This window comes from Pseudomonas sp. VE 267-6A (genome assembly GCF_024126555.1).
In the GTDB taxonomy this organism is placed as follows: Bacteria; Pseudomonadota; Gammaproteobacteria; order Pseudomonadales; family Pseudomonadaceae; genus Aquipseudomonas; species Aquipseudomonas palmensis.
Genome location: NZ_JAMYBY010000004.1, coordinates 289,802 through 314,915, shown reverse-complemented (window position 1 = coordinate 314,915; position 25,114 = coordinate 289,802). Strand labels below are relative to the sequence as shown.

The window sequence follows — 25,114 nt, the reverse complement described above, 5'->3', positions numbered from 1 at the left end:
CTCGACACCTTGCCCATGAATCTTGATGCACTGCAACTGAACATCAGCAGCGGCATGGTCGCGGCCAGCCGTCACTGGCGGCGCATCTGCCAGGCCACGCTGGTCGGCTACGGCATCTCCGAAGCCTGCGCGGTACCACTGCTGATGATCGTGCGCCTGGGCGATGGCGTGCACCAGGTGGCGGTAGCCCAGGCCGCAGGGCTTGAAAGCCCGTCGCTGGTGCGCCTGCTCGACCAGCTGTGCAGCGCCGGTTTCGTATGCCGCAGCGAAGCCCCCGGTGACCGCCGCGCCAAGGCCCTGAGCCTGACCCCGCGCGGGCGCGAGCTGGCCGAGGCGATCGAGGCCGAGCTGGTGCGCCTGCGCCGCCAGGTGCTGCACGACATCCCGCCCGCCGACCTCGAAGCGGCGCTGCGTGTGGTGCGCGCCTTCGAAGACGCCGCGCAGCGCTCGCCGGGCGTGCCTTCATGAAGGACTTCTTCAGCTCCATGCCGCCGGCGCGGGACTGGTTCTACGGCGTGCGCACCTTCGCCGCGTCGATGATCGCCCTGTACATCGCCCTGCTCATGCAACTGCCGCGCCCCTACTGGGCGATGGCCACGGTCTACATCGTCTCCAGCCCGTTCGTCGGGCCCACCAGCTCCAAGGCCCTGTACCGAGCCCTGGGTACACTGCTGGGCGCGGCGGGGGCGGTGTTCCTGGTGCCGCTGCTGGTACAGACCCCGGTGCTGCTCACCTGCGCCATCGCCCTGTGGACCGGCACCCTGCTGTTTCTCTCGCTGCACCTGCGCACCGCCAACAGCTACGCGCTGATGCTGGCCGGCTACACCCTGCCGATGATCGCTCTGCCGGTGGTGGACAACCCGCTGGCGGTATTCGACATCGCCTCCTCGCGGGCCCAGGAAATCTGCCTGGGCATCGTCTGCGCGGCGGTGGTCGGGGCGATCTTCTGGCCGCGCCGGCTCACCCCGGTGGTGGTCGGCGCCACCGGCAACTGGTTCGCCGAGGCGATCCGCTACTGCGACACCTTTCTTGCCCGCCAGGCCACGCCCGAAACCGTGGGCGGGCTGCGCGCCTCGATGGTCACCACCTTCAACTCGCTGGAGATGATGATCGGCCAGCTGTCCCACGAGGGCGCGCGGCCGCAGACGGTCAAGAATGCCCGCGAGCTGCGCGGGCGCATGATCCACCTGTTCCCGGTGATCGACGCCCTCGACGACGCGCTGCTGGCCCTCGAAGGCCGCGCCCCGGCACAGGCGGCGCAACTGCAAGGCTTGCTGGAGCAGGCCCGCAGCTGGTTGCAGGCCAGCGCCGAAGACGCCTCGGTGGCGCGCTGGACGGCCCTGCGCGAGCAGCTCGAACGCCTGCAACCGAGTGTCGCCGCCCTCGACGAGCGCCCCGGCCTGCTGCTGTCCAATGCCCTCTACCGGCTGGGCGAATGGATCGACCTGTGGCAGGACTGCTGCAGCCTGCAGCACGCCATCCGCGACGAAGACCTGTCGCCCTGGCGCGCGGTGTACCGGCACTGGCGCCTGGGCCGCCTGACGCCGTTCTTCGACCGTGGGCTGATGCTCTACTCGGTGTTCTCCACCTTCACCGCGATCCTCGCCGCCACCGCGCTGTGGATACTGCTCGGCTGGCCCGACGGCGCCAGCGCCGTGATCCTCGCGGCGGTGGCGTGCAGTTTCTTCGCGGCCATGGACGATCCCGCGCCGCAGATCTACCGGTTCTTCTTCTGGACCACCCTGTCGGTGGTGTTTGCCAGCCTCTACCTGTTCCTGGTGCTGCCCAACCTGCATGACTTCCCGATGCTGGTACTGGCGTTCGCCGTGCCGTTCATCTGCGTCGGCACCCTCACCGTGCAGCCGCGCTTCTACCTGGGCACCTTGCTCACCATCGTCAACACCGCCTCGTTCATCAGCATCCAGGGCGCCTACGACGCGGACTTCCTGACCTTTGCCAACGCCAACCTGGCCGGCCCGGTGGGGCTGCTGTTCGCCTTCATCTGGACCCTGGTGGTGCGCCCGTTCGGCGTGGAGCTGGCGGCCAAGCGCCTGACCCGCTTCAGCTGGCACGACATCGTCGGCATGACCCGCCCGGCCAGCCTGGCCGAACACCGGCGCCTCGGCGTGCAGATGCTCGACCGCCTGATGCAGCACCTGCCGCGCCTGACCCAGACCGGCCAGGACACCAACAGCGCGCTGCGCGACCTGCGCGTGGGGCTCAACCTGCTCGACCTGCTGGCCTACATGCCACGGGCCACGCCGCCGGCACAGGCGGCGCTGGCGCAGGTGATCGCTGAGGTGGGTGCGCACTTTCAGGCGTGCCTCAAGGCCCGCCGCCGCCTGCATGCGCCGGCCGACCTGCTGCGCAGCATGGAGCGTGCGCGGCATGCCCTGAACCTTGAGGCCATGGCCGACTGCGGGGAAACCCGCGTGCACCTGCTGCATGCCCTGAGCGGCCTGCGCCTGGCGCTGCTGCCGGGGGTGGAGGTGGTGCTGGAACCGTCCGACGATCAACCGCAACTGCCCTACGGCATCGATGGAGCCCCCCTGTGATCGGTGAACTGGATATCAGCGGGGTATTTCTGCCCACGCTGCTGGTGATGATGGTGTTCACCTATGTGCTGTTCCTGGGGGTGCACGCGGTACTCACGCGCCTGCACTTCTACCGCCTGGTCTGGCACCGGGCGCTGTTCAACGTTGCTCTCTACGCCGTGCTGCTGGGCACGGTCGACCACTTTTGCCGAAGCCTGATGCTGCCATGAAAAAACCCTTACTGACCCTGGGCCGCGTGGTCCTGACCCTGCTGGTGGTAACGCTGGCAACCGTGCTGGTGTGGCAGATGGTGCTGTACTACATGTTCGCCCCCTGGACCCGCGACGGCCACATCCGCGCCGACGTGATCCAGATCGCCCCCGATGTGTCCGGGCTGATCCAGCAGGTGTCGGTACGCGACAACCAGGTGGTCAAGCGCGGCGACGTGCTGTTCAGCATCGACCAGGACCGCTTCCACCTGGCCCTGCGCCAGGCCCAGGCGACCCTGGCCGAACGCCGTGAAACCCTGGCCCAGGCGCAGCGCGAGGCGCGCCGCAACCGTGGCCTGGGCAACTTGGTGGCGCAGGAGCAGCTCGAAGAAAGCCAGTCGCGCCAGGCCCGCGCGCAATCGGCCCTGGCCGAGGCGCAGGTGGCGGTGGACGCGGCGCAGCTGAACCTCGACCGTTCGGTGGTACGCAGCCCGGTCGACGGCTACCTCAACGACCGCGCCCCGCGCGCCCACGAGTTCGTCAGCGCCGGGCGCCCGGTGCTGTCGGTGGTCGACAGCAATTCCTACCACGTCGATGGCTACTTCGAAGAGACCAAGCTGGGCGGCATCCATATCGGCCAGGCCGTGGATATCCGCGTGATGGGCGACGACGCGCGCCTGCGCGGTCGCGTGCAGAGCATCGCCGCAGGCATTGAGGACCGTGACCGCAGCAGTGGCGCCAACCTGCTGCCCAACGTCAACCCGGCCTTCAGCTGGGTGCGCCTGGCGCAGCGCATTCCGGTGCGCATCGCATTCGACGAGGTGCCGGAAAACTTTCGCATGATCGCCGGGCGCACTGCCACGGTGTCGATCATCGAGGATGCCGCCCGATGAAACGCTTTGCGCTGCTGGGCGCAGGGTTGCTGCTGTCGGCCTGCCAGATGGTCGGGCCCGACTACAGCGTGCCCAAGGAGGCGGCGGTCAATCGCGGCGACCTGCAGGGCGCGCTGCGCAGCGACGCCGACAGCGTGGTCTCGGCACCGGTGCCCGCCAACTGGTGGCACCTCTACCAGGACCCGCGTCTCGACGCGCTGGTCAACCAGGCGCTGGCCGCCAACACCGAACTGCGCGTGGCCGCGGCGAACATCGCGCGGGCGCGGGCACAGGTCGAGGAGGCCGAGGCCCAGGGCGGGTTCAATGGCGGGGTCAAGCTGGGTGCGCAGCGCCTGCAGGAGTCCGGCGAAGCCTTTCTGCAACCCGACAAGGTGCCGGTGGCCAACATCGGCGAGGCGATCCTCAGCGCCTCGTACCAGTTCGACCTGTGGGGCACGCTCAAGCGCGGCGTCGAGGCCGCCCAGGCCCACGCCGACGCCACCCAGGCTGCCGCCGACACCGCCCGCATCACCCTGGTGGCGGATGTGGTGCGGGCCTACACCCAGGTGTGCGCGGCCAACGAGGAATACCACATCGCACGGGCCTCGCTGGACCTGCAGGAGCAGAGCGTGACCCTCACCCAGCGCCTGCGCGATGCCGGGCGCGGTGACGAAACCCAGGTGACGCGCACCGAGACCCAGTTCAAGTCGCTGCGCGCCGAACTGCCGCGTTACCAGGCCATGCGCGAGGCGGGCCTGTACACCTTGTCGATGCTGCTGGCCAAGCCGGTCGAGCAACTGCCGGCGGGTACCGCGCACTGCGCCGAACTGCCGCACATCGCGCAACGTGTGCCGGTGGGCGATGGCGCCGCGCTGCTCAAGCGCCGCCCCGACATCCGCCAGGCCGAACGCAGCCTGGCGGCGGCCACCGCCGGCATCGGCGTGGCCACCGGGCAGCTGTACCCGGACATCAGCATCGGCGCGCAGGTGGGCACCATCGGCATCCTCGAGAACCTGGGCAAGCCGGCGACCAACCGCTGGGGCTTTGGTCCGCTGCTGACCTGGACCGTGCCCACCAATGGTTCGCGGGCACGCATTCGCCAGGCCGAGGCCTCGACCCAGGCGGCGCTGGCGCATTTCGACGGGGTGGTGCTCAACGCCATCCGCGAGACCCAGACCAGCCTGGCGCAGTACAGCGCGCTGCTTGACCGGCGCGACGCGCTGGCCGAGGCCGAGCGCTCGGCGCAACTGGCGGCCGACCAGACCCACCGGTTCTTCAAGGCCGGGCGTGAATCGTTCCTGGCCGACCTGCAGGCCACGCGCACCTACACCGACATGCGTGCGCAGCTGGCGGCGGCCAATACCCAGGTCGCGATGGGGCAGATCGGCTTGTTCCTGGCGCTGGGCGGCGGCTGGTAGCAACCGCTATCTTGCAAGGCCATTCTGGCCCGCTCCCACATGGGCAGCGGTGATCCTTGTGGGAGCGGGCCTGCCCCGCGAATGGGCCGCAAAGCGGCCCCCACCCACCCTCGAGCGACGCCATCGGCATCGGAACGTCTGCCTGTACCGCAACTGCAGCGACTAAACTCCAGCGGTCGGGACCGGCGGTGAAATTAAACGCCAACCCGACTGACCTCGAACGACCTGTGCGCTGTCTACCCCATTCAACCCGGCCTGACGCCCAGAAGGAGTGACCCATGGAAGCACCTACCCACAGCTTTAGCGCCCTGTTCAAGCAGCTTGGCCTGCCCGATGATCCCAAAGGCATCGACCAGTTCATCACCAGCCACTCGCCGCTCAAGGGCGACATCAAGCTGGTGGATGCGCCGTTCTGGACGCCGGCACAGCGCGAATTCCTCAAGGAGGCGATTCTGGAGGATGCCGACTGGGCCGTTCAGTTCGACCAGCTCAACGAGGCGCTGCGCAATCCCCGCAAATAAGCGCTGAGCGGCACCTGTACCTGCAGTTGGCGTTGCTATGCTCAGAAAAACAATAAGGGGATGGCGCCAATGAAAGATCCCTACGCACCCGGCTTCTGGGCGGCCGTGACCGCCCTGGGCCTGCTGAGCACCGGCTACTTCTACGGCGTTCGCCAGCTCTACCAGCTGGTGGAGGCCATGCACTTCATGTACGCGGCCGCCGCCGTGATTGCGGCGCTGGCCCTCACGGCCCTGGCCTGGAGCAGCTGGCAGCAGCTCAAGGTGCGCAAGCGCCAGCTAGAGCAGGGCCGCACCCTGGTGGCCATCTGGAACACCAAGGTTGCCCTGCGCCGGGTCGAAACCGTATTCGACCGCTACTTCTGGGGCAGCTACTGGCAGCCGGGGCGCACTTTTCAGGAAGTGATGGGCGAGCTTGAAGGCACCCCGCTCGAACAGAGCCTCGAAGCCCTCAAGCGCCAGTGCCAGCAGCTCGACCAGCAGACCCGCGGGCGCCACCGCTACTGGCTGAACAACGCCCGCGAACTTTCCAGCGTGGCCACGGCCATGGCCCGCGAACGCTACCAGCTCGACCTGTGCGACTCGCAGCAGAGTGCCGGGCGCGGCAGCGCCGTGCTCAACCGCGACCTCGAAGTGCTGGTGTACACCTGGTCGGCGCGCCTGCGCAGCTTCGACCACCAGCTCGACGAGCTGGAGGGCGAATACCGCTGAGGTTCATTCGCCGCGGATGTACTGCTCCAGTTGCAGGATCAGGTTGGCCTGTTCGGCAATCGCCGCCTTGACCAGGTCGCCAATCGACAGCAGACCGATCAGCTGGCCGTTCTCCACCACCGGCAGATGGCGCAGATGGCTGTTGGTCATCAGGTTCATGCACACCTCCACGCTCTGGTGCGGGTCTACCGTGACCACCGGTGCGCTCATGATGTCGCGTACCGGCGTGCCCACCGACGAACGTCCCTTGAGCACCATCTTGCGGGCGTAGTCACGCTCGCTGATGATCCCGACCACCTGGCCGTCATCGACCACCGGCAAGGCGCCGACGTTCTTCTCGCCCATCACCATCAGCGCCTCGAGCACCGTCTGGTGCGACCTGATGGTGTGTACCGCATGGTGTTTTTCTTCTTTGGTATTGAGCAGCTCTTTCACGGTTTTCATGTGCAGCCTCGGCGGTGGATAAGCGGCGATGCCTATCCCCTAAGAATCGTGCACGGATGCCCACTCGGCAAGGTTGAAAACGCCATGGGGCCGATTGAAAAACGTCATGCTCCGTCGAAACCGCGCATCAGCATCAACGCCACGCCTGTCAGCAGCACCGCCGTGGCCCGTTGCAGCAGGCGCCGACGCGCCGGTTGCTGCAGCACATGACGGATGCGCTGGCCGAAGTAGCAGTACAGGCAGCCGCTGGCAAACTGCAGCAGCAGGAAGGTCAGGCCGAGCACGGCGATGTCGCGGGTGTGGCTGGCAAACTGCGGGAACACCGCGCTGAACATCAGGATGCTCTTGGGGTTGGACAGCCCGGTCAGCAGGCCCCTGGCGAACAGCGCCCGGAAACCCTCCAGCGCCGGCCCGCCGCTATCGCCCAGCGCCAGCCCGGTACTGGTCCACTGCCGCCAGGCCAGGTACAGCACATACGCGACCCCCAGGGCCTGGATCAGCTGGCGCACCAGCGGGTAGCCCTGGATCAGCGCCGAAAAGCCCAGTGCAAACACCAGAATCGACAGCAGGTAGGCCACGCTGGCGCCCAGTTGCGCCGGCAGCGACTGGCGCAGGCCGGCCTTGAGGCCCAGGCTCAGCAACAGCAGGGTCATCGGCCCTGGGCTGAAGGTCATGCTGGCGCAGAACACCACGAAGTAACCGAAAGAGGAGGGCGTCAGGCCGAGGTTCATGGGGCAGTGCTCACAGTGCAAAGGCCGCAGTCTAGAGTGCAGGCCACGCTGCGGGCAGGCCAAGCAGCGGGCAATCGCGCCCTACTTTACTGGTAGGATTACCGGTAAACCTGTGGAGACCTGCATGCTGCCCGTCATCGAATTCTGCCCTGGAACACCCAAGGTCCAGCAGATCGCCGAAGCCTGGGCGCGTGCCATCGAGGCCGGCGAGCTGCCGGCGGGCAGTCGCCTGCCGCCGGTGCGCGAACTGACCGCGCAACTGGGCGTGAGCAAGTTCACCGTGATCGAAGCGCTGGACCGCCTGCGTGCCCGCAACCTGATCACCTCCAGCCAGGGCCGCGGGCACTTTGTCGCCAGCCGTCACGCGCCGAGGGTGCCGGGGGGCGACACCGACTGGCTGCCGCAGGACCTGGCCAGCGTGCTGCGCCGCTCGCTGCTGGCCGATGACAACAGCCTGCGCCCCGGCAGCGGGCACCTGCCGCCCGACTGGCTGGAGCCCGGCAACCTGCGCCAGGCATTGCGCACCGTGGCCCGCTCCACGCGCCTGCGCATTGGCGGCTACGGCACGCCGGCCGGTTACCTGGCGCTGCGCCAGACCCTGCAGACGCGCCTGCTCAGCCAGGGCATCGCCGCGCCGCTGGAGCAGATCGTCACCACCAGCAACACCGTGCAGGCGCTGGACATGCTGCTGCGGGTGATGCTGCGCCCGGGCGATTGCGTGGTGCTCGACAGCCCGTGCTATTTCAACTTCCACGCCAACCTGGCCCTGCACGGCGCGCGCATCGTCACCGTGCAGCGCACCGCCGAGGGTCTCGACCTGGCGCGTTTCGAACAGCTGCTGGCGCAGCACCGGCCCAGGCTGTACCTGACCACAAGCGTGCTGCACAACCCCACCGGGCACTCGTTCACTGCGGGCCAGGCGTTCGCGCTGTTGCAGCTGGCGCGCCAGTACGACTGCCATGTCATCGAGGATGACCTCTACGCCGACCTGCACCCGCAGGCGCCGGCCCGCCTGGCGGCGCTGGCGGGCCTGGAGCAGGTGACGTACCTGTCCGGGTTCTCCAAGACCCTCAGCGCCAACGCCCGGGTCAGCTATGTGGTGGCCGCGCCGCAACTGGCCGCCAGCCTCACCCACATGAAGCTGATGAGCGGCGGCATCACCTCCGAACTGCTGGAGCAGGTGGTCGACCAGCTGCTCACCGATGGCAGTTACGACAAGCACCGCAAGCGCCTGCAACTGCGCCTGCAGGAGGCGGCCGGGCGCGTCGAGCAGCGCCTGCGGGCGCTGGGCTGCGAGCCGCTGCAGGGGTATGCCGGCGGCCTGTTCATCTGGGTGCGGCTGCCCCCCGGTTGCGACGCCCAGGCCCTGGCCCGTGCAGGCCTGGCGCGGGATGTGCTGCTGGGGCCGGGCAGCCTGTTCGGCCCCGAGCCCGGCCTGTTGCAGTGCATGCGCTTCAACGTCGCCTGCAGCGACGACCCGCAGCTATGGTCGGAGCTGGCGGTACTATTGGACAGTTTTGCCGACCCGGCATCTGCGTTATAACGAACCCCCAAAAACGTCGGCACAGTGTGTAGCCGGCGGCCACCTTCAAGGAGTCACCATGTTGCCAAGGCGGCCCACCGTCCTCACCTTCCTGTTGCTTGGCGCGGGCTCCGCGAGCGCCGACAGTGTCGACCTGGCGCCGCTGGAAGTCACCTCCACCCGCGTGACCTCCGAATGGTTGCAGACCCCGGCCGCCGTCAGCTCGGTGAGCGTCGCCGACAAGCCCGGCGAACAGATGCTGACCCTCGACAGCCTGCTGATGGCGGTGCCCGGTGCGGTGCCGCAAAGCCGCTACAACATGGCCCAGGGCATGCGCCTGTCGATTCGCGGCTTTGGTGCCCGCTCCAGCTTCGGCATGCGCGGCATCCGCGTACTGGTCGACGGCGTGCCGTTGACCATGCCCGATGGCCAGACCGAGATGGACGGTGTCGACTTGAGCCTGGTGGAAAACATCGAAGTGATCCGCGGCTCGGCTTCCACCCTGTACGGCAACGGTGCCGGCGGCGTACTGGCGATCACCACCCGCGAGCCCTCGCTGGAGCCGCGCACCCTCGTGGACGTGGGTGGTGGTGCCGACGGCTATCGCCGCGTGCGTGCCGAAACCAGTGGCACCTCCGGCAACCTTGGCGGGTTGCTGGCGCTCAACGTCACCAACATGGACGGCTACCGCGATCACGCCGCCTCCGAAGCGCGCAACCTCACCGGCAAGCTGCGCTGGCAGGCCGATGCCGGCGTGCTGGGGGTAACCTTCCAGGCCCTCGACAACCGCTCCGAAGACCCTGGCGCCCTGACCCTCGCGCAGGTGCGCGACAAGCGCAGCCAGGCGCGCCCGCAGAGCCTGCTGTTCGACTCCGACGAACAGATGAACCAGCAACGCCTGGCGGTCAACTGGACCAGCCAGCTGAGCGACACCGACAGCTACCAGCTGCGTACCTGGCTGGGCCGGCGTGACTTCGGCAACCGCCTGCCGCTGCGCGCGGGCGGGCAGACCACCTACGAACGCCTGTTTGCCGGTGTCGGCGGGCAGTACACGCACCTGGCCAACTGGTTCGGCCTGGGTCATCAGCTCACCACCGGCATCGACATCGAGCAGCAGCGCGACGACCGCGAGCGGCACAACAACGAAGTCGGTGGTCACACCGGCAACCTCACCCTGCGCCAACGCGAAAAGGCCGGTGGCTATGGGCTGTACGTGCAGGACAGCATCGACCTCACCGAGCGTCTGCAACTGACCCTGGGCGGACGCTATGACGCCACGCGCCAGTCGGTCGACGACCGCTTCCCGAGCGACGGCGACGCCTCCGATGCGCAGCGTTTCGAAGACTTCAACTACAGTGCCGGCCTGAGCTACCGCCTTACCGAGCACACCATGGCGTATGCACGGGTGGCCACCTCGTTCGAGACCCCCACCCTCAACGAACTGAGCAACCCGACCGCAGGCGGCTTCAACACCGGGCTGCAACCGGCGCGGGCGCTGACCCGCGAGCTGGGTGTGAAGGGCGAGTGGGACGACCTGCGCCTGGAGGCGGTGGTGTACAGCATCCTGCTCAAGGACGAACTGGTGGCGCAGAGCACCGACCGCGGCAACACCTACAGCAACGCCGGCAAATCGCGGCGTGACGGCTTCGAGTTGAGTGGCGAATACCGGCCTGTGGATAACTGGCGCCTGTCGATGGCCTACAGCTACAACGACTACCACTACACCCGTTTCGAGGGCTATGACGACAACCGTCTGCCGGGCATTCCCCGGCAGACCTTGTTCACCGAGGTGGGCTACGAGTCGGATGCGTTCTATGCACGGGTCAACATGAACGCCTATGGCCCGCAGTATGCGGACAACGCCAATGAGGCGCGGGTGGCGGGCAATGCCTTGTTCAACCTGCGCGTGGGCACGGTACTCAAGCTTCATGGCCAGGAGCTGGAACCGTACGTGGGTGTGGATAACCTGACTGACCGGCGTTACTACGACAACCTGCGCATCAACGACACAGGCGCCCGTTACTACGAGCCGGGCCCAGGTCGGACCTTGTACGCGGGCATCCGCGCGAGCTTCTGAAGGCCTGACGCCGAGCGAACAAGGTTGGCAACGCCGATCCTGCAGGCCATGGCGCGTTGCAATCGATGCAGGAGCCGGCCTTGCCGGCGAAGCGCCGCGCGGGCGGCGCTCGATCTGATCGATCGCCACAGAAGCAGCGGCTGGCACCTTGTGAGGTCGCATCTGTTGCCATCCCCTGCAAAACCTTGAACCCCATCACGTTTCCCACACCCCGTTGCAACTTTCTCGCGATATCCCCGTCGCCGCGGTGCGGAAGAGGTTGTAGGACAAATCACCGTCCCTCCCAGCAGGCTTGAACATTCAGCCGCGCACAACGCTCCGCCCCCCGATAACACTCCCCCTAGAATTCCGGCCCACAAGGATGTGCCATGCTGCCGATCGCCCATTGCCGGGCGTTGACGACACGTGTTGCCCACTGCTTCGTCAGCACCTCGCGCCCCACTCCCGCTGCCGCACTGCTGCTGGCCCTCGCTGCCTGGGCCGCCGGTGCCGGCACCGCCGCACACGCCGCCGACCCGAATGCCGAGCTGCTGCGCCAGCGCGACCGCGAGCGGGTGCAGCGCGAGCAGCTCGAAGCACGCCCCGACGTGCGCCTCGAAGCACCGCTGGCCGATGAAGGCGACGGCCGCCTGCCCGCCAACGAAACCCCGTGCTTCCCTATCCGCCAACTGCGCCTGGTGGGCGATGCGGCCGAGCGCTTCCAGTGGGCGCTGCGCGCCGCCAACCCCAAGGATGACCCGGCCACCGGGCGCTGCCTGGGCAGCGCGGGCATCAACCTGACCATGAAGCGCATCCAGAACGCGATCATCGAAAAAGGCTACGTCACCACCCGCGTGCTGGCCCAGGCCCAGGACCTCAACAGCGGCGAACTGACCCTGACCCTGATTCCCGGGCGTATCCGCGACATCCGCTTCGCCGAAGGCACCAGCTCGCGCGCCAATGCCTGGAACGCGCTGCCGGCGCACTCGGGCGACCTGCTCAACCTGCGCGACATCGAACAGGCCCTGGAGAACTTCAAGCGCGTACCCACCGCCGAAGCCGACATCCAGATCGCCCCGGCCCAGGCCCGCGACGCCGGCCCCGGCGAGAGCGACATCGTGATCGCCTGGCGCCAGGCCTTCCCGGCGCGGCTCAGCCTGTCTGTGGATAACTCCGGCAGCAAGACCACCGGCAAGTACCAGGGCAACCTGGCGCTGTCGCTGGACAACATCCTCTCGCTCAACGACCTGTTCTACGCCAGCGCCACCCACGACCTGGGCGGCGGCGAGTCGGGCAATCGCGGCTCCAAGGGCAACACGCTGCACTACTCGCTGCCGTTCGGCTACTGGCTGCTGGGCTTCACCACCAGCGAGTACGACTACCACCAGCAGGTGGCCGGCGAGAACGAGACCTACCAGTACCGCGGCGAAACCCGCAACAACGAGCTGCGCCTGTCGCGCCTGCTGTACCGCGATGCGGTACGCAAGACCACGGCCTGGGGCAGCCTGTGGACGCGTACCTCGGAAAACTTCATCGACGACACTGAAATCCAGCTGCAGCGCCGGCGCATGGCCGGCTGGGAAGCCGGCCTGAGCCACCGCGAATTCATCGGCGCCTCCACCCTCGACCTGAGCGCGGGCTACCGCCGCGGCACCGGTGCCCACGGCGCATTGCAGGCGCCAGAAGAACTCACCGGCGAAGGCACCTCGCGCTCCAAGATCATCAGTGCCGATGCCCAGCTGCAGGTGCCCTTCATCGCCTACAACCAGCGTATGCGCTACATCGGTGGCTGGCGCGCGCAGTGGAACCGCTCGGCGCTGGTGCCGCAGGACCGCTTCTCCATCGGCGGGCGCTACACCGTGCGCGGCTTCGACGGCGAGAACATCCTCTCGGCCGAACGCGGCTGGACCCTGCGTAACGAGATCGGCCTGGCCCTGGGCGATACCGGCCAGGAGCTGTACACCGGCGTCGACTACGGCGAAGTCAGCGGCCACTCCAGCGAGTACCTGGTGGGCAAGCGCCTGGCCGGTGCCGTGGTAGGGGTGCGCGGCGGCTACAAGGCGCTGTCGTATGACTGGTCCTGGGGTACGCCGCTGAAGAAGCCCGACGGTTTCGAAACGGCCAACATCACCAGTGCCTTCACTGTCTCTTTGTCGTTCTGAGGCCCGCCATGCGTATCGATCGCTTCGACATCATCGCCCCCGGGCTCTTCGACGAGCCCTGGAACGAGGCCACCGTGCTGGGCTCGGCCACCTGGCTGTGGATGCACTCCACAGCTCACCGCGACGCACCGCTGCACAGCCTGGCCACCCTGTTGCTGCCGGCGCTCAAGCACCGCCAGTTCGTGCTCGGCAGCGAGGCCGGCAAGCCGGTGTTCTACCTGTCCTGGCTCAACCTCGACGGCGCCGCCGAGCAGCGCTACATCCAGCGCTCGCCTGTCGAGATGGCCGATGCCGACTGGAACAGCGGCGAACGCCTGTGGATAAACGACTTCGTCGCCCCGTTCGGGCATGCGGCAACGCTGGCGCGCCTGGTGCAGCGCCAGCTGTTCCCCAACCGCTGCATGCGCGCCCTCGACCACCAGGGCGAAGTGCGCGGCCTGCGGGTCAAGACGCACCTGGGGATCGGCGTGATTCCCGAACAGGCCAAGGCCTGGTTTGCCGCTCACCCGCTGGAACTCACAGCGTAACCCTGACTTCTGGCGGTCTGGCACCGCAAATGGAATTGCAATGAACAAGCATCTCTACCGTATCGTTTTCAACAAGGCTCGCGGGCTGCTGATGGTGGTTGCCGAGAACGTCGCCAGCCAGGGCAAGGCGCCGGGCACCACCACCGGGCCCGTGGCCGGCTCGGCCGGCACACTGGCCGAACTGGGCCGCCTGCGTTTCGCAATGATGCTCGCCCTCGGCCTGGTGGCGCTGGACGCTGCACCTTCCTGGGCCGCCGGGGTGGTTGCCGATGGACGTGCGCCAGCAGCCCAGCGCCCGAACGTGGGCCAGAGTGCCAACGGCACGCCGCAGGTGAACATCACCGCCCCCAGCGCCGCTGGCGTGTCGCGCAATACCTACAGCCAGTTCGACGTGGACAAGCGCGGGGTCATCCTCAACAACGGCGTCAAGGCCAGCCAGACCCAGCTGGGTGGCTGGATCCAGGGCAACGGCAACCTGAGCAAGGGCAGTGCGCGGGTGATCCTCAACGAGGTCAACGCCAGCAACCCCAGCCAGTTGCGCGGCTATGTGGAAGTGGCCGGTCAACGCGCCCAGGTGGTGATCGCCAACCCGGCCGGCGTCACCTGCGACGGCTGCGGCTTCATCAACGCCAACCGCGCCACCCTGACCACCGGCCAGGCGCAGCTTGAGAACGGCCGCATCACCGGCTACCAGGTCAAGGGCGGTACCCTCAGCATCCAGGGCAAGGGCCTGGACAGCGCCGACGCCGACTACACCGACCTGATCGCGCAGAGCGTGCAGGTCAACGCCGGCATCTGGGCCAAGGACCTGAAAGTCACCGCCGGGCGCAACCAGGTCAACGCCGACAACACCCGCGCAACCCGGCTGGCAGGCAGCGACGAGGAGGCCCCCGCAGTCGCCATCGACGTGGCCAAGCTCGGCGGCATGTACGCCGGCAAGATCATGCTGGTGGGCACCGAGGGCGGTGTGGGCGTGCGCAACGCCGGCACGATCGGTGCCGGCGCCGGCGAGGTGGTGATCAGCGCCGACGGCAAGCTGCTCAACAGCGGCACCCTCAGCAGTGCCGGCGCCACCCGCGTCGCCGCCAAGGGCGGAGTCGACAACAGCGGCACGGTCTATGCCAAGGGCGACCTGCAACTGAGCAGCGCCGGCGACCTGAGCAACAGCGGCACCCTGGCCAGCCAGGCCAATGTCGAACTCAAGGCGACCGGCGCGCAGTCGACCATCACCAGCAGCAAGGGCTCGGCACTGGCTGCCGGGCTGGACGAGAGCGGCAAGCTGGGCAAGGCCGGCAACCTGACCCTCACCGCGCAGCGCGTGCAGGCCCACGGCGAACACCTGGCCGGCGGCGATCTGCAGGTCAGTGCAGGCGACGTCGACCTGAGCGCCAGCCGTAACGTGGCCGGCAACATCACCCTCACCGGCGGCGACATCAACCTCGCCAACGCCAGCGTCGATGCCAGCAAGACCCTCAGTGCCACCGCCCGCCAGACCCTGCGCAGCGACGCCGCCAAGGTGGTGGCGGGCAACCTGCAAGTACGCGCCGGCGAGCTGTCGAACGTGGGCGGCGAGCTGACCCAGAGCGGCAAGGGCAGCACCTCGATCAAGGTCGACGGCACCCTCGACAACCGCAGTGGCCGCATCGCCAGCAACGCGACCCATGCCACGCTCAGCGCCGCCACCGTGGTCAACACCCACGGCCGCGTCGAGCATGCCGGCGCCGGCACCCTGCAGTTGTCTGCCACGACGCTCGACAGCGCGCAGGGCACGCTGGTCAGCACCGGCACCCTGCAGGTCAAGGCCGGCCAGGTACAGCTCGACGCCGGCGTGGCTCAGGGCAAGGACGTATCGATCGAGGCCGACACCCTGTCCAACCGCGGCGGCAAGGTCCTGGCCACCCAGGGCGGCAGCCTTGCGGTCACCACCCAGGGCCTGCTCGACAACACCGGCGGCACCCTTGCGGCCAGCGGAAACGGCGTGTTCAACGCCGGCACGCTGGACAACCGCAGCGGCACCGTGAGCGCCGGCGGCACACTGTTTGCGGGCGCTGGCGAGCTGTTCAACACCGCCGGCACCTTCGCCGCGATCCGCCAGATGACGCTGAATGCGGCGCACCTGAACAACAGTGGCGGTACGGTCGGCTCGGTACAGGGCGCCCTGCTGCTGACTGCCCGCGACAGCCAGCTGGGCAACGTGGGCGGGCGCCTGGAAGCGGCGGGCGACATCGTGGTGAACGCTCAGGGTATCGACAACAGTGGCGGCGTGATCAGCGGCCTGGCACTCAACCTGAACAGCAATGGCCAACTGCTGCAGAACGCCCAGGGCACCCTGGATGCGCGCAGCACCCTGGATCTGCGCAGCGGGCGCCTGGAAAACGCCGGCGGGCTGATCCAGTCCCAGGGCAGGCTGTACATCGATACCGGCGAACAGGCACTGGTCAACCTCGACGATGGCAGCGGCAAGGGCATCATCAGCCAGGGTGCGCTGGAGATTCACAGCGCGCATCTGAGCAACGCCGGCGGTTACATTTCGGCCAAGGGCGCGATGCAACTGCTGGCCACCGACGTGACCAACGCCGGCGGGCGCATCGTCGGCGCCGACAGTGTGCAGGTGCAGGGCCTGCGGCTGAACAACCAGGCCGGGCAGATCCAGGCGCTGGGCGCCATCGACGTGGCCTCGGCCGAACGTGTGGACAACCAGGGCGGCCTGATCCGCTCCGCCGGTTTGCTGCATGTGTCGACCAGCACCCTCGCCAACAACGCCACCCAGGCCGACAACCAGGGCCTGCAAGGGCACGCCCTGCGCCTTGAGTCCGACGTGCTGGGCAACCAGGCCGGTGTGATTCGCGCCGACACCACGCTGGACATCGGCGTCAGCCAACTGCTGGACAACGCGGGCGGGCTGATCAGCTCCAGCCAGCACCTGAACATTACCGACCGTGACCCCGCTGCGCGCCGCCAGAGCATCAGCAACCTCGACGGGCGCCTGCTGGCCGGCCAGTCGCTGAGCCTGAACGCCGCCTACTACAGTGGCAACGGTCAGGCCGTGAGCCTGGGCGACCTGACCCTGCGCCTGCTCGCAGGCCTTGAACTCAGTGGCCTGCTGCAGGCCAACGGCACCCTCGACGTGCAGACCGGCGGTGCGCTGAACAACAGCGGCAAGCTGCTGGCCGGCCGCTCCATGCTGCTCGACGCCAGTACCCTGGACAACCGCGCCGAGGGTGAAATCAGTGCCGACCAGGTGCGCATCACTGCCCACCAGAGCCTGACCAACCGTGGCCTGATCGACGGCCAGAAGGTACGCCTGCAAACCGGCGTGCTGTACAACCTGGGCACCGGTCGCATCTACGGCGACCAGCTGGGCATCGCTGCCGGCACCCTGGTCAACGCCAACGAGGGCGACCGCTCCGGTGCCATCGCCGCCCGTGCGCGCCTGGACATCGGCGCCACGCAGATCGACAACAGCGAAGCGGCGCTGATCTTCAGTGCCGGCGACATGGCCATCGGCGCCACGCTGGATGACGCCGACCACGCCAGCGGCCGCGCCGCGCTGCTGACCAACGCCAGTGCCACCATCGAGTCGCTGGGGCACATGGCGCTGGACGTGCAGACCCTGCGCAACCTCAACAACCACTTCAGCACCCGCGACGTGGAAATCAGCCGCCAGAGCTTCCAGGAATTCCAGCTGGCCGGCTCGCCCAACCGCTACCAGGCCGACCAGGTCACGTTCCGCCACAACGAAGTGCAGTACCTGATCACCCCCGAGGGCCAGAAGGACAACTGGAACCGCTACGACGTGACCCGCGTGGTGCGCGAAACCCAGATCGCCACCTCGGCGCCGGGGCAGATCCTGGCCGGCGGCAACCTGGTCATCAACGCCGGCGAAGTGCTCAACGACAAGAGCCGCATCATCGCCGGCGGCCTGCTGCAGGGCGCCATCGGCAGCCTGGTGAACACCGAGTTCAAGGGCCAGCAGGTCACCACCGACAGCGGCACGGTGACCAACTTCTACCGTATCCAGCGCAAGGGCCGCGACCGCCAGGGCGCCCGCGTGGCCGGTTATGTGCCCGCGCCGCTGATCCAGGAAATCTCGCTGCAGCCCACCGTATGGCAGGAGCTGGCCGCCGTCACCGGCAGCGGCACCCAGCTCGGCGGCCATGCCAGCCAGCTGAGCGACCAGCAGGCCGCCGGCGCCGGCGCGGTGGACAGTGCCGCCGCCAATGCCTACCAGGTGGCGCCGATCATCGAGGTGGCGGCGCAGGCCGGGCTCGATGCCGAAGGCGTCGGCGAGCAGATCCGCACCGGCGGCCCGGTGCTGACCCTGCCGAGCAACAGCCTGTTCGACAGCAACCCGCAGGCGGTGCGCAATTATCTGGTGGAGACCGACCCGCGCTTTGCCGGCTACCGCAACTGGCTGTCGTCCGACTACATGCTGCAACAGTTGCACCTGGACCCGGGGCAGACCCTGCAACGCCTGGGCGACGGCTTCTACGAACAGAAGCTGATTCGCGAACAGGTCGCCCAGCTCACTGGCCGGCGCTTCATCGACGGCTATGCCAACGACGAGGAACAGTACCGCGCGCTGCTCGACAACGCGGTTACCGTGGCCAACACCTGGCAACTGGTGCCGGGTGTGGCGCTGAGCGCCGAGCAGATGGCCCAGCTGACCAGCGACATCGTGTGGCTGGTGGAAAAACAGGTGACCGTGGCCGGCGGCGAAACCCGCAGGGTGCTGGTGCCGCAGGTGTACGTGCGGGTGCAGCAGGGCGACCTCAACGGCGCGGGTGCGTTGATGGCCGGCCAGCAGCTCAAGCTCGACGTGAACGATACCCTGAGCAACAGCGGCAGCCTCGGCGGGCGCAGCATCCTGGCGCTGACCGCGCAGAATGTGGAGAACCTCGGCGGGCGTATCCAGGCCGACAAGGTGTCGGTGCAGGCACGCGAGAACCTCGACAACCTCGGTGGCCTGATCGGCGCCGTGGACAGCCTGGCGATCAGCGCCGGCAACGACCTCAACGTCATCTCCAGCACCCATGACAGCAGCAGCGAGCAGGGCACGCGCAGCAACCTGTCGCGGGTGGCCGGGCTGTTCGTCAGCGGCGCCGGCGGCACGCTCACGGCCTCGGCCGGCAACGACATCAACCTGGCCGGCGCCCAGGTGGTCAACGCCGGTGCCAACGGCAGCACGCAACTGGTGGCCGGCAACAACCTGAACCTGACCACCGTCACCGAGTCGCACCAGCAGTCGATCACCTGGAACAGCAGCAACTGGCGCAAGGACGCCAGCCGCACCGAGGTGGGCAGCAATGTGCAGGGCACCGGCGACGTCAGCCTCAAGGCCGGTCAGGACATCAACCTGCGCGCCAGCCAGGCCAGCAGCGAGCAGGGCATGGTGATGGCCGACGCCGGCCGCGACGTGAACCTGATGGCCGGGCAGAACTATCAGTTCGCCGACGAGGCGCACAAGGTCACCGGCGGCAACGGCATGTTCTCCAAGACCACCAGAACCACCCGTGACACGCTCAGCGAAACCACCGCCCAGGGCTCGACCCTCAGCGGCGAGCACACCTACGTGCAGGGCGGGCGCGACGTCAACCTGCAGGGCGCCAACGTGGTGTCCAGCCAGCAGACCATCCTGGTGGCAGGCAACGACGTCAACATCGCGGCGGCCAGCGACAGCCGCAGCGAGCGCCACGACAAGACCGAGAAGACCAGCGGCCTGTTCAACGGTGGTGGCATCGCCGTGACCGTCGGCACCCAGGAGCAGCGGGTCAAGGACATGACCACCAGCACCACCGCGGTGGCCAGCACCGTCGGCTCCACCGAAGGCGACGTGCTGATCGAGGCCGGCAAAAGCTATCGCCAGGTCGGCAGCCAGGTCATGGCGCCCAAGGGCGACGTGGATATCCGTGCCGAGAAGATCGCCATCGTCGAGGCGCGCAACACCAGCGAGCGTGAGCGTCAGACCCTGTTCAAGCAGACCGGCGTGTCGCTGACCCTGACCAACCCGGTGATCAGCGCCATCCAGACCACCCAGCAGATGAAGCAGGCCTCGGACAAGACCGAAGACGGGCGCATGAAGGCGCTGGCCGCGGCCACTGCGGCACTGGCAGCCAACAACGCGGCCACCGCGGTGGCCACCGATCCGGGTTCGGCGGGCGGGATCAACCTGAGCCTGTCGCTGGGCACCAAGAAGAACCAGAGCACCACCGAGCAGCACAGCGATACCGCTGCCGGCTCGACCATCGTCGCCGGCAACGACGTGCGCCTGATCGCCACCGGCGCCGACGAGGACAGCACCCTCACCGTGCGCGGCAGCCAGATCAAGGCAGGCAACAATGCCAGCCTGCTGGCCGACGGCGACATCAACCTGCTGGCCGCCACCAACACCAGCACCCAGCAGACCGACAGCACCGGCAGCAGTGCCAGCGTCGGTATCGGCCTGTCGCTGGGCGGCACACGCAACGGCTTCACCCTCGACCTCGGGGTGTCGGGCAATCGCGGCGAAGCCGATGGCGAGGACCTCACCCATACCAACACCCATATCGATGCCGGCAACCAGCTGGTCATGGTTTCGGGCGGCGACACCAACCTCAAGGGCGCGGTGGTCAGCGGCAAGCAGGTGGTGATGGACGTGGGCGGCAACCTCAACATCGAGAGCCTGCAGGACACCAGCACCTACACCGTGGACGAGAAGAGCCTGGGCGTGGGTATCAGCCTGTGCATTCCGCCGTTCTGCTATGGCATGAGCTCGGTCAGTGGTGCCAGCGGCAGCTTCGGCGCCACCGACATCGACTCCAGGTACGCCAGCGTCACCGAGCAGTCGGGGATCAAGGCCGGCGACGGCGGCTTCGATATCTACGTGGCCGGCAACACCGACCTGGTGGGCGCAGTGATCGCCAGCAGCGACAAGGCCGTGCAGGACGGCAGCAACCGCCTGGTCACCGCCAGCCTGACCAGCCGCGACATCAAGAACGAGGCCGAGTACAAGGGCAGCAGCCTGAGCCTAGGCGGCGGTTACCGCGAGGTCGGCAAGGACCAGCAGGGCAACGCCACCAGCGGCGCCACGCAAACCCCTGGCACCGACCTTGCCAAAAACGAGAACGACATCGGTGTGAGCATGCCGATCGCCATCAGTGCCAGCGATAGCGCCAGCAGCGTGACCCGCAGCGGTATCAGTGGTGGCAGTATCGTCATCACCGATGCGGCCGAGCAGCACAAACGCACCGGCAAGAGCGTGGACGAGGCCATAGCCAGCCTCAACCGCGACGTGTCCAGCGACCGCGATGGCAGCAATGCGCTGAAGCCGATCTTCAACGAGGAGCAGATTCGCGCCGGGTTCGAGATCGTCGGCGCGTTCGCCAACGAGGCGGGCACCCTGCTCAACAACAAGGCCAAGGAAGTCGACGCCAAGCGTAACCAGGCCAAGGAGGCCGAAGCCAAGGCCGCCAACCCGGAACTGGGCGACGGCGAGCGTACTGCCTTGCTGCTGGCGGCCAGCGACCTGCGCCATCAGGCCGACGGCATTGCCGAAAACTGGGGCGCCGGCGGCACCTACCGGCAGATCACCACCGCGCTGGTGGGCGCGGCCAGCGGCAACATCAGCGCCGGCAACACGGCGTTCATGCAGGGCCTGGTGGTCAACTACGTGCAGCAGCAGGGCGCGGGCTATATCGGCGAGCTGGTGGCCAACGGCAGCCTTATCGAGGGCTCGCCGGTACACGCGGCGCTGCACGGCATCCTCGCCTGCGCGGGCGCGGCGGCCAGCAGCCAGAGTTGTGGCAGCGGTGCGGCCGGGGCGGCGGCATCGAGCGTGCTCACCGGGTTGTTCTCCGAAGCCAGCCCCAACGAGTCCGAGGCGCAGCGTGAAGCCAAGCGCAACCTGATCACCAGCCTGGTCACCGGGCTGGCCGCCAGCACCGGCCTGGATGCCGCCACCGCCAACACCGCCGCTGGCGCCGCCACCGACAACAACTGGCTGGCCACCCAGCAACTGGTGCAGGCCAAGAAGGAGCTCAAGGAAGCCGAGGGCCTGGCGGACGAGCTCAAGGTCATTGCCAAGTGGGGCTTCATCAGCAAGAAGCAGGACCTGCTGACCCAGGTTGGCGTGGGGCGTGGCCTGGTCGAGGCCGGCATCAACGATATCGAGGGGCTGGCGCAGTTCATCGCGCACCCTATCGATGGCCTCAAGGGCATCAAGGAACTGATTTCCAACCAGGAGGCGCGCGACAAGCTGGGCGCCGATGTGGTGGATGAACTCAACGCCAAGATCGACCGCGTGACCCTGGCGCTGGAGGTGGGCGGTGACGAGCACGCCATGCAACTGGGGCGTGACCTGGGCGAGATCGTGTGGCAGGCCGGCAGCATTGCCACCGGCGTGGGCGGCGCGGCCAAGGCCGGCGTGACGCTGGCCAAGACCGGCATCAAGATGGGCCGGGCGGGGCTGGAAAAAATGGCCGCCAAGGCCGAAGTGCTGGTCAAGGAAGCGCCGGTGGCCAAGGTCGAGCTGCCCCCTGCCGGCAAGCCGGCGGCGGGTGCGGGCACCGTGGCCACCGTCGAGCGCCTGGACGAACTGCCCGTGAAGCAGTTCAACCCCTATGACAACCCGCGCTACAAGGAGATGACGCCCACCGAGCAGCAGGCGTACCTCAAGGAATACAACAAGCAGTTGCAGGCCCAGCAGGACGCCATCAACAACATGACCGCCGACGAGTTCAAGTTCGCCCGCGAGGCGTTCGACAGCACCGGGCGCAACCCCGACGCGGTGGCGCTGCAACGCAAGTTCGGCCGCGAATTCGAGCGCAGCGTGGCCGAGAACATCCAGAAGGGCCTGGTCAACAACGGTGTCGACCCCAAGGTCGCGGCGCAGATGGCCAAGGCACGGGCCAAGGAAATCAAGTCGAACCTGGCCGCACTGCACGAGCCCGACATGGTGGCTGGCGGGTGGGTAAAACCCGACCCTGTTAGAATGGGCAATTCGAACGTCAACTCGTCGATCGGCGCCAGCTGGTCGAGCCGGCTGCCGCTGCTGGACGAGACCGTGCGCAAGGCGGTGGAGGCGGGCAACGGCAGTGCCAAATTGAACATCAGGTTAGAGCTAGCCAGGGGAGCCAGTCAGTGATGAAGGACGCATTTCTCGAGATGTTTATCGAGGCCATGGGCGAACCTGCCCATCAGCGGCCCGTGCCGGCCGAAAGCATCGCGCAGTACCGTGGCCGCCTGCCGGACAAACTGCTGGAGTACTGGCAGGAGCAGGGGTGGGGCAGCTATGCCGACGGCCTGTTCTGGCTGGTCAACCCGCACGACTACCAGCACCTGCTGGACATGTGGCTGCAAGGCACCGAGTTCGAGAAGCTGGACACCTACCATGTGATCGGCCGCACGGCCTTTGGCGACCTCTATGCATGGGGCCAGACCTATGGCCGCAAGCTGATCGTGCTGTGTGCGTACAACCGCGTGTACGCCATGAGCAGCGAAAAGAACGTGCCCTGCAGCAACCCGGACCTGGAGCTGCAGTCGTTCCTGTCGATGGTCGAGCGCGAGGACTTCGACATGGAGGACGCCGATGGCGAGTTCCTGTTCGAGCGTGCGCTGCAGGCCCTGGGCCCGCTGGGCGAGCAGGAGCTGTACGGCTTCGAGCCCGCGCTGGTGATGGGCGGCAAGGCGGTGCTGGGCAACCTGCGCAAGCTGCAGCTGGATGTGCACCTGACTATTCTTCGCCAGTTCGGTCGCTGAGCGCATGACCCTGCTCGATGACTGGATAGCGTGCCGCGAAGGTCGCGTCGTGCTCGACAGCTCGCACTTTCTCGGCTTGTTCAAGGAGCATGGCAGCGACGCGGAGCTGGCGCAGATCTTTGCCGGCTTTGCCCAGGCCGATGCCTTGCAGGCGCGGGCGCAGCAGGTGTTGGCGGCAGGTTCGCTGGACAGCAGCCTGTACCTGTTGCCGCAGCGCGGCTGCGATGAAGGCCGGCTCAAGGCCGCGGCGCTGGCCTGGTGGAACGAACAGGCACGGTACTGCCTGTCCACCCAGGGGCCGTGGCCGGAGCAGGCCCACTGGCAGCCTGTGGTCGAGGTGGTAAGCCGCGAGGTGGCGTTGAAGGCGTTGCAGAGCGATGCGCCGAATGCCTGGGTGTTCGAGCATTTCGCCGACACGGTCATCGAGGACGTGCGTGACAGCCAACTGCCGATGTACGCGCTGCTCGAAGCGTTGTACGGGATTGCCGCTGACTATTACCTGGCGTGGTACATCGCGGCGCCGCTGCTGGCGCTGGAGGTGGATTTTGCGCGTTATTTCGAGCTGTGGCGGCTGGGGGGCATGAGCGTGGTGCTGCAGGACCGGCTGCTGGTGGCCGGTTGACAGGTATCAGCAGAGCCGGCATCGACGGCGAACAGGCCCGCACCGCCTGCCAAAACCTCCGGCACTGCCTGTAGACTCTCCAGCGCCCCGCACCTGTGCGGTTGATCGATCAAGCGTTGAGAGGATAGAGAATGAGTCTCTGGGATGACCTGAAAAAGAAAGCCGTCGACGCCAACCCCGAACTTGCCGCCAAGGCGGCCCAGGCGCTGACCAAGGCCAGGGAACTGGCCGTGGAGGCCGGCCAGAAGGCCGCGCCGGTGCTCAAGGAGGCCAGCGAAAAGGCCGCTGCCTACGCCCAGGAGAAAACCCCGATCCTCAAGGCCCAGGCGCTCAAGGCCATCGACGACGCCAAGGTGCGCCGCGCCGAGCTCAAGGAGCGCGCCAGGCACGACAAGGCCGCGCGCGAGGAAATGGTGCGCACCATGTATGACATCAGCCTGTCGCCCGACGACCCCAACTTCATCGACGAGCCGTTCAACCACTACGATCGCCAGTTGCATTTCTTCGTGGTCACCGGCGAGATTCTCGACACCCAGAAGCGCAACCAGACCCACCTCAGCGCCAGCCACTCGCACCATTCCGGCGGCGGCTACATGATCGACGGCTACGGCTCCATCGGCGGCAGTTCGTCGTCGATGCACGTGAGCAGCCACAACATCCAGGAGCATGAGTTCTGGGTGAAGCTGCGCGATGGCAGGGAAGCGTGTTTCCAGTTCGCCGACAGCGCCGTGCGCATCCGCACCGGGCAGACAGTGAGCATGCTGTTCGCGCGCCCTGCCGACACCCAGACCGGGCAGATGGTGGCGCTGTACAACCACAGCTCGCAGGAAAACCATGTGATCGCCGGGCCGGCCGCGATCAACCAGATATTCAACCTGTATACCGTCGAGCCCGGGCTGTTCAACGGCAATGAAGTGACCACCCGGCGCAACCGCCTGCTGCAGGAGCTGGATCGGCGGCTGGGGCAGTTGGCCAGGTATTCGGCATTGCATGGCAACAGCCAGGGGCAGCTGATAGAGGGCGAGCGCACGGTCTGAGCCCGGCCTGCCCCTT

At 67.4% G+C, this 25,114-nt stretch carries 17 protein-coding genes; 15 read left to right on the top strand and 2 right to left on the bottom strand.

What is annotated here, in order from left to right; all coding sequences use genetic code 11:
* The first annotated feature begins 15 nt into the window (after window positions 1-15).
* From NJH59_RS06515 to NJH59_RS06485, 7 genes are all read left to right on the top strand, one after another.
* A complete protein-coding gene (locus NJH59_RS06515; RefSeq protein WP_043861339.1) occupies window positions 16-468 on the top strand; it encodes a MarR family transcriptional regulator in 453 nt (150 codons plus the stop codon).
* A complete protein-coding gene (locus NJH59_RS06510; RefSeq protein ID WP_088513901.1) occupies window positions 465-2,555 on the top strand; it encodes an FUSC family protein in 2,091 nt (696 codons plus the stop codon). The genes NJH59_RS06515 and NJH59_RS06510 overlap by 4 nt, the downstream gene beginning before the upstream one ends.
* Complete coding sequence (locus NJH59_RS06505; protein ID WP_043861322.1) at window positions 2,552-2,764, top strand: DUF1656 domain-containing protein; 213 nt, start codon at window positions 2,552-2,554, stop codon at window positions 2,762-2,764. Before NJH59_RS06510 ends, NJH59_RS06505 begins: the two co-directional genes overlap by 4 nt.
* Complete coding sequence (locus tag NJH59_RS06500) at window positions 2,761-3,636, top strand: HlyD family secretion protein (protein WP_253086546.1); 876 nt, start codon at window positions 2,761-2,763, stop codon at window positions 3,634-3,636. The genes NJH59_RS06505 and NJH59_RS06500 overlap by 4 nt, the downstream gene beginning before the upstream one ends.
* Window positions 3,633-5,033, top strand: a complete 1,401-nt coding sequence (locus NJH59_RS06495) for an efflux transporter outer membrane subunit (protein WP_043861320.1) — start codon at window positions 3,633-3,635, stop codon at window positions 5,031-5,033. The genes NJH59_RS06500 and NJH59_RS06495 overlap by 4 nt, the downstream gene beginning before the upstream one ends.
* 278 nt (window positions 5,034-5,311) lie before the next feature.
* The gene (locus tag NJH59_RS06490; protein WP_043861319.1) at window positions 5,312-5,554 is read left to right on the top strand and encodes a DUF2789 domain-containing protein; all 243 of its coding nucleotides are present in this window, start codon (window positions 5,312-5,314) and stop codon (window positions 5,552-5,554) included.
* Window positions 5,555-5,623: 69 nt separating this feature from the next.
* Window positions 5,624-6,262: a hypothetical protein gene (locus tag NJH59_RS06485; RefSeq protein WP_054915884.1), complete on the top strand. Its 639-nt coding sequence runs from the start codon at window positions 5,624-5,626 to the stop codon at window positions 6,260-6,262.
* Between the two features lie 3 nt (window positions 6,263-6,265).
* Here NJH59_RS06485 and NJH59_RS06480 read toward each other — a convergent pair whose 3' ends face one another.
* Complete coding sequence (locus NJH59_RS06480) at window positions 6,266-6,706, bottom strand: CBS domain-containing protein (RefSeq protein WP_043861317.1); 441 nt, start codon at window positions 6,704-6,706, stop codon at window positions 6,266-6,268.
* Between the two features lie 104 nt (window positions 6,707-6,810).
* Window positions 6,811-7,437 (bottom strand): LysE family translocator, encoded by a 627-nt coding sequence (locus NJH59_RS06475; protein ID WP_213606680.1) that lies wholly within the window; start codon window positions 7,435-7,437, stop codon window positions 6,811-6,813.
* Between the two features lie 124 nt (window positions 7,438-7,561).
* Here NJH59_RS06475 and NJH59_RS06470 point away from each other — a divergent pair, with 124 nt between their 5' ends.
* The 8 genes from NJH59_RS06470 (at window position 7,562) to NJH59_RS06435 (ending at window position 25,098) form a co-directional block, all read left to right on the top strand.
* Window positions 7,562-8,980: a PLP-dependent aminotransferase family protein gene (locus NJH59_RS06470; RefSeq protein WP_253086545.1), complete on the top strand. Its 1,419-nt coding sequence runs from the start codon at window positions 7,562-7,564 to the stop codon at window positions 8,978-8,980.
* A gap of 58 nt (window positions 8,981-9,038) precedes the next feature.
* Window positions 9,039-11,036, top strand: a complete 1,998-nt coding sequence (locus tag NJH59_RS06465; RefSeq protein ID WP_054915886.1) for a TonB-dependent receptor — start codon at window positions 9,039-9,041, stop codon at window positions 11,034-11,036.
* Window positions 11,037-11,404: 368 nt separating this feature from the next.
* Window positions 11,405-13,177: a ShlB/FhaC/HecB family hemolysin secretion/activation protein gene (locus NJH59_RS06460; protein WP_054915887.1), complete on the top strand. Its 1,773-nt coding sequence runs from the start codon at window positions 11,405-11,407 to the stop codon at window positions 13,175-13,177.
* 8 nt (window positions 13,178-13,185) lie between these two features.
* A complete protein-coding gene (locus NJH59_RS06455; protein WP_054915888.1) occupies window positions 13,186-13,704 on the top strand; it encodes a toxin-activating lysine-acyltransferase in 519 nt (172 codons plus the stop codon).
* A gap of 40 nt (window positions 13,705-13,744) precedes the next feature.
* Window positions 13,745-22,825, top strand: coding sequence for a hemagglutinin repeat-containing protein (locus NJH59_RS06450; protein ID WP_253086544.1), 9,081 nt, complete (start codon window positions 13,745-13,747; stop codon window positions 22,823-22,825).
* The gene (locus tag NJH59_RS06445; protein ID WP_253086543.1) at window positions 22,825-23,439 is read left to right on the top strand and encodes a GAD-like domain-containing protein; all 615 of its coding nucleotides are present in this window, start codon (window positions 22,825-22,827) and stop codon (window positions 23,437-23,439) included. The genes NJH59_RS06450 and NJH59_RS06445 overlap by 1 nt, the downstream gene beginning before the upstream one ends.
* 4 nt (window positions 23,440-23,443) lie before the next feature.
* Entirely contained in the window at window positions 23,444-24,061 is a 618-nt protein-coding gene (locus tag NJH59_RS06440; protein ID WP_043861309.1) for a hypothetical protein, read from the top strand.
* 131 nt (window positions 24,062-24,192) lie between these two features.
* Window positions 24,193-25,098 carry a hypothetical protein gene (locus tag NJH59_RS06435; RefSeq protein ID WP_043861308.1) on the top strand — a complete coding sequence of 302 codons (906 nt, stop codon included), beginning with the start codon at window positions 24,193-24,195 and terminating at the stop codon, window positions 25,096-25,098.
* Window positions 25,099-25,114 lie beyond the last annotated feature (16 nt).